At 60.9% G+C, this 14,535-nt stretch carries 10 protein-coding genes; 1 reads left to right on the forward strand and 9 read right to left on the reverse strand.

Annotation, left to right across the window (positions count from 1 at the left end; genetic code table 11):
* Positions 1-24: 24 nt before the first annotated feature.
* From NYR50_RS23440 to NYR50_RS23475, 8 genes are all read right to left on the reverse strand, one after another.
* Positions 25-1,563, reverse strand: coding sequence for a hydantoinase/oxoprolinase N-terminal domain-containing protein (locus tag NYR50_RS23440; RefSeq protein WP_418138210.1), 1,539 nt, complete (start codon positions 1,561-1,563; stop codon positions 25-27).
* Positions 1,560-2,636, reverse strand: coding sequence for a DUF917 domain-containing protein (locus NYR50_RS23445; protein ID WP_418138211.1), 1,077 nt, complete (start codon positions 2,634-2,636; stop codon positions 1,560-1,562). The genes NYR50_RS23440 and NYR50_RS23445 overlap by 4 nt, the downstream gene beginning before the upstream one ends.
* 117 nt (positions 2,637-2,753) lie before the next feature.
* Positions 2,754-4,349 carry an ABC transporter substrate-binding protein gene (locus tag NYR50_RS23450; protein ID WP_174009639.1) on the reverse strand — a complete coding sequence of 532 codons (1,596 nt, stop codon included), beginning with the start codon at positions 4,347-4,349 and terminating at the stop codon, positions 2,754-2,756.
* A 42-nt stretch (positions 4,350-4,391) separates the two neighbouring features.
* Entirely contained in the window at positions 4,392-5,525 is a 1,134-nt protein-coding gene (locus NYR50_RS23455; RefSeq protein ID WP_174009638.1) for a DUF917 domain-containing protein, read from the reverse strand.
* Entirely contained in the window at positions 5,518-7,074 is a 1,557-nt protein-coding gene (locus tag NYR50_RS23460) for a hydantoinase/oxoprolinase N-terminal domain-containing protein (RefSeq protein WP_418138212.1), read from the reverse strand. The genes NYR50_RS23455 and NYR50_RS23460 overlap by 8 nt, the downstream gene beginning before the upstream one ends.
* 16 nt (positions 7,075-7,090) lie before the next feature.
* The gene (gene nikE, locus NYR50_RS23465) at positions 7,091-8,737 is read right to left on the reverse strand and encodes a nickel ABC transporter ATP-binding protein NikE (protein WP_418138213.1); all 1,647 of its coding nucleotides are present in this window, start codon (positions 8,735-8,737) and stop codon (positions 7,091-7,093) included.
* A gap of 4 nt (positions 8,738-8,741) precedes the next feature.
* On the reverse strand, positions 8,742-9,623 hold the full coding sequence (locus NYR50_RS23470; RefSeq protein WP_418138214.1) for an ABC transporter permease: 882 nt from the start codon (positions 9,621-9,623) through the stop codon (positions 8,742-8,744).
* Complete coding sequence (locus tag NYR50_RS23475) at positions 9,623-10,651, reverse strand: ABC transporter permease (RefSeq protein WP_006311992.1); 1,029 nt, start codon at positions 10,649-10,651, stop codon at positions 9,623-9,625. The genes NYR50_RS23470 and NYR50_RS23475 overlap by 1 nt, the downstream gene beginning before the upstream one ends.
* Before the next feature lie 135 nt (positions 10,652-10,786).
* On the opposite strand from NYR50_RS23475, the gene NYR50_RS23480 reads away from it, so the two are divergent.
* The gene (locus NYR50_RS23480) at positions 10,787-13,138 is read left to right on the forward strand and encodes a helix-turn-helix transcriptional regulator (protein WP_418138215.1); all 2,352 of its coding nucleotides are present in this window, start codon (positions 10,787-10,789) and stop codon (positions 13,136-13,138) included.
* Between the two features lie 148 nt (positions 13,139-13,286).
* Here the strand turns inward: NYR50_RS23480 and NYR50_RS23485 are convergent, their stop codons facing one another.
* On the reverse strand, positions 13,287-14,528 hold the full coding sequence (locus NYR50_RS23485; protein WP_418138216.1) for an ROK family protein: 1,242 nt from the start codon (positions 14,526-14,528) through the stop codon (positions 13,287-13,289).
* Positions 14,529-14,535: the final 7 nt, after the last annotated feature.

Below are 14,535 nucleotides of genomic sequence, written 5' to 3' on the forward strand. Positions count from 1 at the left end.
CAACTCTGACAGGGCCTCTTACAATCAATGAAAGGCGATATCGCCGATGACCCGCACGCGGACACGGCGCGCGCCCCCAGGCAGATAGGCGATCGGAATATCCTCGACTTCAAGCGTCTTGAGGCTTTCGCGCTCCGCACCTGAAGCAATCGCCGCGTTCTGCGCCTCGGTCTCGGCTTTCGCAAGGGCCTCGTCGCGGCTCAGCCCGGAAAACACCTGATCGACCTCGCCGGAAACCTGCGCCATCGCCGCGCCGAGCGCATTGGCGACGCCGGCATTTTCCACACGCAGCACTTCCGATGCGCCCGGAACAGTTTCGGGGATCAGGAACGCCCCGCCGCCGACTGCAACCAGCGGCACGTCTTCCGCAGACGTTTTCATTCGGTCGAAGCTGTCGGCCACCATGTCCCGGATGCGTTGAAGTGTGGCCTGCACGAAAGCCGGGTCCAAATCCGTCACTCGGTCCCGGTCGCCCATCTCAATCAGGCCTGCGGCCACGGCAATATCCGATGTCGTCAGTGTTTCGCCTCCAAACACGCGCGCTTCCGTCAGGATGCGATAACCGACCGAGCGCGGGCCGATCTTGCCGGTCTGCGGATCGACGATGGTGCCGCCGCCAAGTGCCACCGGCAGAAGGTCAGGCATACGGAAAAGCGTGCGCACCCCGCCAATATGGACGATATTGTTCGCCTCCCGCGGAAAACCGCCGACAAGGCAGCCAATATCGGAGGTGGTACCGCCGACATCCACCACCATGGCATCGGAAAGCCCGGTCAGGAAGGCCGCACCCCGCATCGAATTGGTCGGGCCGGAAGCGAAACTGTGCACGGGGTTGGCGGCGGCCACATCAGCAAGCGCAACGGTGCCGTCATTCTGGGTCAGATAGAACGGTGCTTTCACGCCCGCTTCGCGCAGCGCATCCGAAAATGCCTGCACTGTCGTCTTGCCAAGCGTCTGCAAGGCAGCATTCAGGAGGGCGACATTCTCACGCTCCAGAAGCCCGATACGCCCAAGCGTATGGGAAAGCGTGATGCGTGCATCGGGGATCACAGAACGGACGATTTCAGCCGCCCGCACCTCGCACTCCGTGGTCAGCGGCGAAAAGGTCGCGGAAATGGCGATGGAGGTGATGCCCGCATCGCGAATTTTCATCGCCGCCTCACGGATTTCATCCGGGATCATCGGCACCAGCGGGCTGCCGTCATATTCGTGGCCGCCATGCACCATGAAGATCAGCGGATCGACGGCGTCGTGCAGATCCTTCGGCCAGTCGCACATCGGCGGCAGCGAAGAACCTGTCGGCAGCGCGATGCGGATGGCGGCGACCCGCTCCAGCCTGGCGCGCTCCACCACTGCATTGGTAAAGTGTGTGGTGCCGATCATCACGGCGTCGATCGGACGGTCGGCCGCGCCGACATGACCCGCCACGTGGGCAAGCGCCGCCTTTACACCGGAGAGGACGTCCTGCGTGGTTGGAACCTTGATGGAAGCGACGATGGTGTCTCCATCGATCAAAACGGCATCCGTATTGGTGCCGCCAACGTCAATACCGATGCGTTTCATGGGAATACCGATCTGAAATCAATGTCATAACCGAAGGCGCGCGGGCCGACAGCGGCGATGCCGGCAGGTGTCGTCAAGAGTTCCGGCGCGGGTAAGGCGACAACCGTGACACGCTGGCCGTAACGCACCGATTCCGTGCCGATGGCGCTGCCCGAGATGGTGTCGAGAAGGCAAAGCAGGTCCGGCGTCATGGCAACCGGCTGGCCATCGCGGAAGGCGACCGCCCATTCGTTCTGGAAGGCCAGTTCCAGGCGCGAACCGCGGTCGGCGTCGATGCCTTCAATGGTCGTGCTGCCGCGCAAAAAACCACCGGTGGTCTCACGCGCAACATCCACCACCTTGCCGCGGAACAGCTGCTTGCCGCCCTCATGGTCGAGAACCGCCTGAACCGGGTCATCGTGGCGCGCACGCGCCTCCATCACCGCGCGCCCGAGTTCGGTCGCCTTGGTGACGGTGTAATGAATGCCCCATTCCTTCACCTCCCTGCCGGTGCGCGGCGCCTTGCAGGTGGCGGCAGTGGAGCCGACTTCGGTGCAGACCTTGCGCGAGATGCGCTCCATCCACTTCCAGGATGCCGCACGCGTCACGATCACCTCGTTATCGCGCACATCGACCAGCGACAGCGGAAACATCGGCAGGTTCCCTATGGCGAAGGATGTCATCTGCGCCTCCGGATAGGCGCGTCCCATGGCGTCGGCATTCACGACCGGTCGATCGAGCATGGCGGCGGCGAGGAAGGACGACAGCGCGTTGGAACCGCCGATTTCGACGCTCATGATCGCCCGGAACGGCTTGCCGAGATAATCCTCCATCACCTCGACGGCGCGGGCGAGATGGACAGGGTCCCCCAACCGCTCCTGACCCACAAGCGGTGCCCCCATCTTGGAGACAACCGCAACCATATCGTCATCGGCGAGCGCCATGGGGTCCATGACCTTTACCCGTTTGCCCTCAGCATAGAGACGCCGCAGATTAAGCGTTGAGATATAGGGGTTGCCGCCGCCGCCGGTTCCCAAAATCCAGGCGCCGGTGGCCAGAGGTTCGATATCGTCTTCGGAAAATTCCTGGATCATGCGTCATCCTCGGGCATGCCGCAGCCGTTCCGGCCGCAAGCAATGCTCCTTCCCTTTGAAGTTCCAAGTCTGGCCAACCCCGCCTTTGTGGCGGGGCCGGTTTTCATGAGGCGAAGGTCACTCCGCCTTGCAGTCCCAATGGAAGTTGGAGAAGTTCAGGTCCCAGCTCTGCATGGGAATGAACTCGTAACCCTGAAGGCACTTGTTCGCAGCATAACGGCGGTTCGGCGCAACGGCCCAGACGTCAGGCTGAAGATCGGCGATCTTCGTCTGCAGTTCCTTGTAGGTGGTGTTCTGCTCATTGACATCGGTGGTGGCGCGAACCTTGTCGATCAACCCGTCGATCTCAGCATTCTGCAGCCATTCCATTGACATCCAGGTGCCTGATGCCTTGGAGTGATACTGATTGTAGAACATCGCATCCGGCGACGGATAGGTCGGCGAGATGTTCACCTGCGTCGATGCCGGCGTCGTTTCCGGCTTGGAGGACAGCTCGACGATGCGGTTCCACGGCTCGGGCTTGATATCGAGCGTGATGCCGATCTGCTCGAGGCTGGACTGCAGAAGCAAAGCCACTTCCGCCTCGAAGGCCAGCGAAGCAACATAGCTGTTGACGAGCTTGATCTTCTGCCCGGCATATTTCGACTTTGCCAGTTCTTCCTTGGCCTTTTCCAGATCATAAACGCCGGGCTGGATATCGCCGTTATGCGCATCCTTAAAGGCATCGGAAAGCGGTCCCTGCATATCGAAACCGGGATAGATCACTTCCTGGATCGTTTTGTAATCCGTCGCATAGGCAATGGCGCGGCGAACGTGAACGTCGTCGGTCGGGTAAACCTTGGTGTTGAGCTTGATGACGAAACCGCCGGCGGTGCGGGTCTGGATCAGCTTGTAACCCTTCATGCGGCCGATGGATTCATAGGTGTCGTTGCCAAGACCATGCGAGGAAAGGCCGAGTTCGCCCTTTTCCGCCAGCGCCTTGACGGTGGCGTCGTCGCTGGTCTGCACGAAGCGCACTTCATCGATCGGCTTGCCCTTGGTCCAGCCGAGGAAATAATCGGCATTGCGGGCGATGACCATATCGGCCGAGCGGTTATAGCTGACAAGCTTGTAGGGGCCGGAACCGGCGGAATGTTCGCCGACATAGGCCTCACCCCATTTGTCTTCGGGCTTGGCGTTGGCTTCGATCAGCGTCTTGTTCAGCGCCATCATCAGCGGCGTCGCCGCCATGAAGGGCGAGAACTGACGTTCGATCTTCATGACCAGCGTCGCATCGTCAGGCGCGGTGACGTTTTCGGGCTTCAGCACGCCGACGATGAGGTTCGACGGACCCTTGTTGATGCCGAGCAGGCGCTGCACGGACCAGACCAGATCGGCAGCCTTGACCGCCGTGCCGTCCTGGAATTTCGCATCGTCGCGCAGGTGGAAGGTATAGGTCAGGCCATCTTGCGAAATGTCCCAGGATTTCGCCAGATGCGGCACGATTTCGCCCTTGGCGTTCACCGTGGTCAGGCCGTCATACATGTTCACGATGGCCATGTAGCCGGTATAGTCGGTCACCTTCGCCGGGTCGAGCGAGCTGAATATCTGCATGGTGTTGACCGCGACCGACACTTTATCTTCCGCAAAGGCTGCGGAAGAAACAAGCGGCAACACGAGCGCCGTGCCGAGCGCCAGCGTGGCGAGACGGGAAGAAAGTACAGGCATTTTCATTATCGTTCTCCTCTTTATTGGGGGCATTGGCCCCACTTATGGTTAGGCAGCCTTGCTGACCGGTACGGGCAGCGGTGAGAAAGGAATGTCCGGGTAACCAAAGGCCGCTGGCCCGACGACCTCTAGCGCGCGGGCGCTGCGCAGCAGGTCGTGGCAGGGAATGGCGATGACGGCCACACGCTGGCCATAACGCAGGACCTCGGTGGTGATCGGATACCCTGTATCGACATCGAGCAGGACGATCAGGTCGGGCACCGTCACTTCCACCTTGCCGTCACGGCGGAACAGCAGGAATTCGTTCTGGATCGCCACGCTTGCCGTCTGGCCCGAGCAATCGTCAAAGCCGGAAAGCTCGACATCGCCCACGGCGAAACCGCCGCGCAGGTGGCGCTTCAGATCGGTAATCTTGCCGTTGAAGATGCGCCGTCCGCCTTCCAGCGCACAGACAGCCGCAATCGGGTCTTCCTGCTGCTTGCGGGCACGGATCACCGCCTCGCCGATGGCGATCGCCTTGGTGTAGGTTTTCGGAATGCCGTACTGGTGCACGTAGTGCGCCTGCATCGGCGCGGTCGCCAGCATCGCGCCGCCGCCCTGCGAAACGACGCAGGCGCGCGCCATACGCTCGTGCCAGACCTCGGAAACGGCGTGGCTGAAAATGACCGCATTGCCATGCAGGTCACACATCACCGACGGCGTGGAACTATGGCCATAGATGGAGAAGGTGGTCATCTGCATTTCCGGGAAAGCCCGGCCCATGCCGTCGCAATCGAGGATCGGCAGACCGCCCAGCGCCGCCGTCACCAGCGGGTTCATGGAATTGGAGCCGCCGATTTCCTCGCAGACGATGGCGTCCACAGGCGTGCGGATCAGCTCCTCCATCGCCCGCAGGCACCGCAGGCCTTCGCGGCCTTCGCGGATGCGCTCGACGCCGACCACCGGCGCGCCGATACCGCCGATCGACATGCAAAGCGCGTCCGGCTCGATTGCGTCGGTCGCAAGGATCTTCAACTCGTAACCGGCCTTCATGGCCTCAAGTGCAAGCAGCTTGCCCAGATAAGGATTGCCACCGCCACCCGTGCCGAGAATACCGGCACCGATTTCCAGCGCGTCGAGGTCTTCCCGGGTCAGCGTGCGCAATGCCGCTTCGTCATATTTCAGCCTGCGCGTATCAGCCATGATTGGCTCCCATTTCTCCAACAACTTTCACATGAATGCGGGTGGCATTGCCGGGCAGGTAAGCAAGCGGCATGTCCTCGCGCTCGATGACCTCAAGCGTTTCGGCCAGTGCGCCGGCGGCAATCGCCTTTTCGCGTGCCTCGGCCTCGGCCTCGGTAAGCGCACTTTCACGCGTGCGTCCTTCTACCAGCGAGAAAACCCGGTCGGTCTCACCGCTGATCTGCGCAATGGCCGCGCCGACGGCATTGGCCACCGCGAAGTTCTCGGGGCGGATGACCTCCAGGTCACCGATGCGATCCGGCATCAGGATAGAGCCGCCGCCAACAGCGATCACCGGCACTGGCGATGACGAGATGCGGCTGCGCTCCACGCAGGCTTCGAGCATGTCGTTGATCTTTTGGACCGCAGCATCCACCAGCTTTTTATCGAGAGTGGTCACCAGCGCCTTCTCACCCACATTCGCCTTGCCGGATGCAACGGCGATATCGGTTGCCGTCAGGGTCGAGCCGCCGAAGCAGAGCGCATCGCGGCGAACGCGGTAACCGACGGATTTCGGTCCGACGGTCAGGCCATGATCGCCATGGACCACCAGCGAACCACCACCGAGACCGATGGAGAAAACATCAGGCATGCGGAAATTGGTGCGCACGCCGCCAATATCCACCGTGGTCGAGGCCTGACGCGGGAAGCCGTGAGAGAGCGAGCCGACATCTGAGGTGGTGCCGCCGACATCCACGACCACGGCATCCTTGAGACCGGTGAGGAAGGCCGCGCCGCGCATGGAATTTGTCGGGCCGGACGCGAAGGTGAGCACGGGGAAACCGCGCACCACGTCCGCTGCCATCAGCGTGCCGTCGTTCTGGGTGATATAAAACGGGCAGGTGATGCCCGCAGCCTTCAGCGCCTCGCCGAAAGCCGCAACGGTGCGGTCGGCCAGCGATAGCAGGCTGGCATTCATGATCGCCGCACTTTCACGCGCAAGCAGACCGTGACGGCCAATATCCTTGGACATCACCACCGGCAGGCCGGGGCAGCGGTCCTGCAGGATTTCCTTCGCCCGCATTTCCATCGCATCATTGATGCCGCTGAAAACGCAGGTGACGGCAGCGGCCTTCAGGCCCTTGGCGCGAATATCCGCGGCGATGCGGATAATTTCGTCCTCATCGAGCGGCGAAATTTCGCGGCCGTCGAATTCGTAACCGCCGCGCACCTGATAACCGTGGTTGCCGACGATTTCCTTGAGATCATCCGGCCAATCCACCATGGGCGGCAGGCCGGCGCCGGAGGGCAGGCCGAGACGGATGGCTGCGACCTCGTCCATATGCCGGCGCTCGATCACCGCATTGGTGAAATGCGTGGTGCCGATCATCACGGCGCCGATGCGCGCCCGGTCGATGCCCGATGCGTCGATGACCTTTTCAAGGGCTTCGATGACACCGGACGTCACATCCTCTGTCGTGGAGGCCTTCACCCCTGCCAGAACGGTTTTATCCTGCAACACAACGGCATCGGTATTCGTGCCGCCGACGTCAATTCCAACGCGATACACGTCAGGCTCCTCTTTATTAATCGGTCGTTTTTACGAGGAAGCGCATGCGCTCTTCCTCAGTCACGGTGGGTTTCAGACGCTCTTCCTCGTCGGTGACGACGGGGATGGCCGCGATCAGGGCGCGGGTATAGGGGTGCGACGGCTCGGCGAAGACCGCCGACGTTACGCCCTCTTCGACAATCTCGCCACGCAGCATGATAGCGATGCGCGAACAGAAATTGCGCATCAGCGACAGGTCGTGCGAGATCATCAGATAGGTCAGGCCAAGCTCCTCGCGCAGCTGCAGCAAAAGGTCGATCACCGTCTTCTGCACGGAGACATCGAGTGCTGCCGTTGGCTCATCGAGGATGAGGATTTTCGGCTCGGCCGCCAGTGCGCGGGCAATCGCCACGCGCTGCTTCTGGCCACCGGAAAGCTCATGCGGATATTTGCCGAGATAGGATTGCGGCAGTCGCACCAGTTCCATCAGTTCCTGCATGCGGCTTTCACGCACCTGGCCGTCCATGCCGATGGATTTCAACGGCAGAGCGAGCGTCTGCCTGGCGGTACGCTTCGGATTGAGCGAAGTACCGGGATTTTGGTAAACGATCTGCGTCAGGCGCTTGCCGCGTTCAGGCACCGGGGCGTCAATGACGAGATTGCCGGAAGTGGGACGCGAAAGGCCCATGATCATGCGCGCAACCGAGGTCTTGCCGGAGCCGGATTCACCGGCCAAACCGAACACTTCGCCTTCCTTCAGCGTGATGTTCACGTCGCGCACGGCATGGTAGCCATTGCGTCTGCCGTAAATCTTGTTCAGGCCTTCGATGGTGATGATCGGCTGCCGCGTGCTTTGGGCGAGATCCGTGACACGTGAGCCATAGAGCGGCGGCACCGCATCCAGCAGCGAACGCGTATAATCCGCAGCAGGAGAATGCAGGATTTGCGTGCAGGGACCAGTCTCAACGATATCACCGTGATGCATGACCACGACCCGGTCCGCCACCTTGCGCACGACGCCGAGATTGTGGGTGATCATCAGCAGTGCCATGTTTTCTTCGGCAACCAGCTGGTTGATGAGGTTGAGGATTTCATCCTGCGTGGTCACGTCGAGTGCGGTGCCGGGCTCATCGGCGATCAGAAGCTTCGGCTGGTGCAGTAGCGCAAGCCCGATCAGCACACGCTGGCGCATGCCGCCCGAAAGTTCGGACGGATAGGCATTCATCACCCGCTCGGTATCGGCAAGCTGCACCCGGCGCAGAACCGCTGCGATGCGGTTGCGGCGCTCAGCCTTGGACGAATTGATACCATCGCGTTTGTCGGCAAAGCGCATGACATCATCGAGATGCGTGCCGATTTTGAAGACTGGATTGAAGGAGGATAGCGGGTCCTGCATGATCAGCGAAAAGGCCGTTCCCTTCAGCGCCTCACGTTCTTTGCGCGGCAGAGCAAGCACATCCCGGCCATCGATGATGATGGCGCCTGATGTGATCGCGGCATTCTTCGGCAGGGTGCCGATGATCGTCTTGGCTGTGACGGACTTGCCCGATCCGGTCTCGCCGATCAGCGCCACGCGCTCGCCGGCGGCAACCGTGAAGGCGACATCGCGCAGCACCTGACGGGTGCGGCCGTAATTGGAGAAGGTGACGTTGAGGTTTTCGACCTTGAGAAGCGGTTCAGTCATGACTTTAGCTTTCCACGTCGAACATGTCGCGCAGGCCGTCGCCCAGCAGGTTGAAACCCAGCGTCACGTAAAGCACGGCCGCGCCGGGGCAGAGCACTTCCCACCAGAAATCCGGCATGAACTGGCGCCCGTCGGCAACCATCGATCCGAGGTCGGGGGTCGGCGGTTTAACGCCGAAACCGAGGAAGCTCAGCGTCGCGCCAAACAGGATGACGAAGGCGGCATCGAGCGTTGTCTTGACCGATATGACCGAGACGCAATTGGGCAGGATTTCACGAAAGAGAATGTGCAGCGGGCCCGCCCCGGCAAGACGCGCGGCTTCGATGTAGTCTTCGGAGGCAATGGATTTCGACACCGAATAGATCAGCCGCGCATGCCAGGTCCACCATAGCAGCGTGATTGCGATCATGGCGTTCGTCAGCGTCGGTTCCAGGAGGTTGGAGACCGCGAGCGCCATGACGAGCGGCGGCATGGCCAGCATCACATTCGTCAGGCCGCTGATGAGCTTTTCGGTCCAGCCACCGAAATAACCGGCGATGAGACCAAGCACGGTGCCGACTGGCACGGAAATGCCGAGCACGCCGATGACGAGAAGGAGAGAAACACGCAGCCCGAAGATGGTGCGGGAGAAGATATCGCGGCCGGCCTTGTCGGTGCCGAACCAGTGTTCCAGATCCGGCGGCATATGGCGGGCGCGGAAATCGACGACCGCGCCGATATGTTTGGGATAGGGTGTGAGCCATGGTGCGAAGATCGCCAGCACCAGCACCGATAACAGGATCAGTGAGCCGACGACCGCCGCCGGATTGCGGCTGAAGCGATACCACATCATGTAACCGGCGCTTAGGCCCCGATCGGTGGTTTCGAGCATTTTCATATCGGCCATCAGCGAGCCTCCTTGCGGCGCAGGCGCGGGTCGATGATCGAGATCAGGACATCCACGATCAGGTTCGCAACGATGAAGAACAGGCCGGCCACCAGCACCACGGCGGTCACGGCATTGAGGTCTTTCTGAAGGATGGCGTTCAGCCCATAGGAGGCAAACCCGCCCCAGGCGAATACCATTTCGATCACGAAGGCATTGCCGATCAGCGACGCGAATTCGAGCCCCATAATCGTCAGCGGCGCGATGGAGGAGAGCTTCAAGAGATAACGGAAGATGATGACCCGCTCCGGCACGCCGAAGCTTTGCAGGGTCAGCACATGGTCCTTGCGTTGGTTCTCAATCATCGAGGAGCGCGTGATGCGAGTGATCTGGCCGATGCCCGCCATGGAAAGCGCAAAGGCCGGCAACGCGAGATGCTTGAGCGCATCCAGCACCACATCGAACCGTCCGGCCAACGTGCCGTCGATGAGGATGAAACCGGTTGGACCGCCCTGCCAGCCGAGCCCGTGGTCAAGCCTGCCGATGATCGGCCAGCCGGAGAGAAACCGGGCGGCCAGCAATTGCAGCGTGATGGCGAAGAGAAAGCTTGGGATTGTCACACCGGTGAGCGACAGGATTCGGCCTATATGATCCAGTGGCCGGTCGCGATAATGCGCGGTGATGACGCCGAGTGGGATGGCGACGGCGAACATGAAGATCACGGAGACCAGCACCAGCTCGACGGTGGCCGGAACGGTCTGCGCCAGATCGGTGGTGACGGGACGCTGGGACACCAGCGAGAAGCCGAGATCGCCATGCAGCGCATTGCCGATATAGTCGAGATATTGAACGGCGAGCGGCTTGTCGAGACCCATCTCGCCGCGAAGCGCATCCACCTGTTCCTGCGTTGCCGCCGGGCCGAGCGCCATGCGGGCGGGATCACCCGGCACCACACGGGCCAGTGCGAAAATCATGATGGACAGGGCGATCATGACCAGCACGAAAGCGCCGAGCCTGTTCAAAATCGCGACCAGCGGATGTTGCTGCATCGGTGGAACGTTCCTTGTGCATCAGTTGCCTGAGCACAATTTTTCACCGCATGTCGGTTTGAACAATTGCTGAAAGGTATAGTTTTTTAAAAGATTGGTATAGGTTTTGTTGATTAAATCTCCTATCCCTCGTGAATGATGCTTTTGCCCCGCACCCGCCTTTGCCGTCGTATCGCCTGCGAAACCGCCGGTGTCATTTTTCTGCGTGCGCCGGCGGGAGCGGGGAAAAGCGTGCTGCTGGAGATGCTTGCGAAAGAGCTGGGCACCACCATATGCCGCACGCACCAGCCGCGAAGCGACGATGTGGCTGATGGCCGCCTTCTGTGGGACGTGCCGGTCTTTGCCCGGGCAGTGCGTATGCCTGCCGGCATTCTGGAATCGGTGCGCTTCGTGGTCATCGCGTGCCGCCCCGATCAACGGATCAGCGGGCTGGCGCGACAAATCCTGCATCGCGGCTCGCTCACCATCGGACCGGATGAACTGGCACTAGGTAACGATGAAGCCGAAAGCCTCCCATTCGAACAGCGACGCATCGCGCTTGAGGATTTTGCGGGATGGCCGGCCTTCCTGGCGTTGGCCCGGCAGCCGGATGAAACGCTGTGTGCAGAATATCTGCGGGAAAACTATCTGCCGCATCTTTCTCCCGCCCAGACAGTCGAGCTTTGTTTCTGGCTCGAAAATCCGTCTGCGGAACCCAAGGCGGAGTGGAGAGAGTTGCTCCCACCTTTCCTCACCGGACGTCCCGAACAACATCCCACGCTCTTTCGGCTTTTGACCCTGGCGGCACGCGACCGTCTCGCAACCTTACAGGTCGGCAGCGCCGTGGTGGAGGTCGCCTCCGCCTTTGAAAGGGCAGGGAATTCGCTTGCGGCGATGGCGATGCTGCTCGACCGGGGCCATGAGACCCATGCCGCACAGATGCTTGAACGCGCCCACGGCCGTGAACTGATCTACCGAAGCAGCGTCGACAGGTTTCGTGAGATCATCATGCGGTTTTCACAGGACATGATCGCAACGAACGAAACAGTGCTGTTTGCCGTGACCCGCGCCCTACTGAAACAGGGAGAGTTACAACGCGTGCGGCATCTGGTCGGCAAAAGCCTCGGGTCGGACTATCTCGATCCGCTGAAAGTGCTTTCCCGGGACTCGCGGTTTTCTTTCGCTGCCCGAACCTTCCGGCTAAACCTGATGATCGCCGAGGACCTGACGCCCAACGACGCGATGATAACGCGCCTCGGCGAATTCATGGCCGATTATCCCTTGGACGATCACGGCAAATGGGCGGCTTATTATAATGCGTTGCTTGAATTCGAAATCCGCCGCCGCAATTTTCGTGAGGCGGAGGCCGCGGCCACCCGCGCCCTCATCTATCTGCGCAAGATGGGCGGGCAGCCTTTGCTCGAATTCTTCATCCATCTGCACCAGATCGTGCTGCGGCTGATGAGTGGCGACGTGCTTCTGGCTCGCCGGGCGGCACAGGAGGCGCGCGCAAGGCTGGAGCAGGTGCCGCATGATGCGGTGCAGGAGTTCCGGATGTTGCGGCTTGCCGAGGCCTGTCTTGCCTATGAGGCGGGAAAGCCTCGTGACCTTCTGCATTTCGTTGAGCACGAGTTCGATCACTTTGCCGCTGCCGAAATCTGGCCAAGCCTGATGCATTTTGCGCTGTTTTACGCCTCGCAGGTGCTCATCGACCATTTCCCGATGACCGTTCGTGCGGGTTTTCTGGACGGTCTCTGGATTCACTTGTCGGAAGGGCTTCAATTCCATGCGATGATGGAGATCAGGACGGCCATCGCCTACCAGAATGCCAATCGCTGGGCGGATGCCGCCGCCACTCTTTCGGCAATCCGCATGCCGATGGGCCGCAACTGGGTGGAAAGTGCGCATGAGGATCTGTCGAGGCTGACGCGTCGTGACGAGATCGCCTATGTCATGGCGTGGCTGCGCGACGCCGTGCATCTCTTTACGCCGCGCGCCTATCTCTCCCGCCAGATAGACGCGATGATCGCCAACCCCAAGGTTACCAACCGGGAAAAAGTGGCGCTCCGGATCTGGCAGAGCTATGCCGCGCATCAGCGCCGCGACAATGCCGCTGCCCGCGCGCATATTCTTACAGCCCTTGAATCGGCGACCCGCCTTGGCTGCAGAGGTGTATTGTCGGAGGAGCGTTTGTTCCTGTCACCGCTCTTGAACAATCGTCGCATCCGCAGTTTCATCGAGACCTCCTCCGATGTCCGCACCGCGCTGTCGATATTCGCCGACTCGGTAAACTCGCCGCAGGCGCGCGCGCTGCATGGCGGGCTTTCCCAGCGGGAAGCGCAGATGCTGCAACTGCTTGGCAGTGGTATGTCGAACAAGAAGATCGCCCAGACGCTGAACATCTCGGAAGTGACGGTAAAGTTTCACTTGGGCAACCTTTTCCGGAAGCTCGATTGTAACCGGCGCTCCGAAGCAATTCGCGCAGCGAAGGCGCTGGACTGGCTTTAACGTGTCAGTGCTGATCGGCTTTGGTCACATGGTTTGGAGTTTTCCGACCTGTTTCACGGCGCTGACCAATTAAACAAGTCGCGTCGGGCGAGCCACTGTTGTTCGACATTTGACAGCAAAGCTCGGACTGAGCGCAAATCCATCCTTTTTATTTGAGCGCCGGGTGTGCACTATGACGCAACATCACCATTTCGACGTTCTGCGCCTTCATCTGTTCCTCGACCACGAGAATGGCGGCGCCTATGATACCGGCGTCGGGGTCTGGCGGTGACATCACCAGTTCCAGTTCCCTGGTCGCCAGCGGAAGCGAGCGTTTGTAGACCAATTCGCGTATGCCGGCCAGAAGATGGTCGTTGGCAATGGCCAGCGTGCCGCCGATGACGATCATCTGCGGGTTCAGGATGCTGACGAGGCTTGTCATGACCTCGCCGAGAATGCGGCCGGACTCCCTGACGAGGTGAATGGCAAGCGGCTGTCCAAGTTCGACAAGCCGGGTCACGTCGCGGGCGGTATGGGCCTCGACGCCCTCCCTGCGCAGCTCGCGGGCGATGGCCCAGCCGGCGGCACGCGCCTCGACGCAGCCGATCTTGCCGCATCGGCAGAGTGGCGCGGGCTCGCGCGCGAATTGGATATGGCCGATATCCCCCGCCGCACCTTGCGCGCCGCGATAGAGGCGGCCTTCCGTGATGATGCCGCTGCCGATGCCTGTTCCAACCTTGACGAACACCATTTCGCTGACATGCGCGCGTCGCTGCCGATGGTCGCTCAATGCCAGCAGATTGACGTCGTTTTCGGCATAAACGGGGACACCGAATTTTTCTTCAAGATGATGGCGGATTTCAAAATTGTCCCACCCGACCATGACGGAGGGGCCGACGACCCGGCCATTGGCGTAATCGACAGGGGCGGGCAGGCCGATGCCGATACCCAGCACGTCACCCGTTGTCTTGCCGATTTTAGCCAGAAGCGCTTCGAATTGCTCTTCGATCCAGTTGAGAACCACCGCGGGGCCGCGCAGAATGTCGAAGGTTTCTGAAATCTCTACCAAGATGCGCGGCTGCAGGTCGGTGACGGCGACCCGGATATGCTGTTCACCGATATCGGCGGACAGAACGACAGCAAAGTCTCGGTTGAGATCAAGGGCGCGTGTCGGGCGTCCGCCGCTCGGAAGCGTTTCCTCGGTCTCACGGATCAATCCCGCATCGATCAGGCCTGCGAGTTTCTGGTGTACAGTCGCGCGCGAGAGGCCGGAAAGTTCGGTCAGTGCACCGCGCGAACGGGCATGACCGGAGCCGACCAGCGACAGCAGCGCCGCACTTGCCTTGATCGAGTTGAGATCGCCCTGCCATTCGCGCGGAGGTGATCCTTGCCCGGAAGTTGTGCTCGTCATTGCGAAT

Origin of the sequence: Agrobacterium sp. El2ro-1b (assembly GCF_048298475.1) — a bacterium.
Lineage (GTDB): Bacteria > Pseudomonadota > Alphaproteobacteria > Rhizobiales > Rhizobiaceae > Agrobacterium > Agrobacterium fabrum.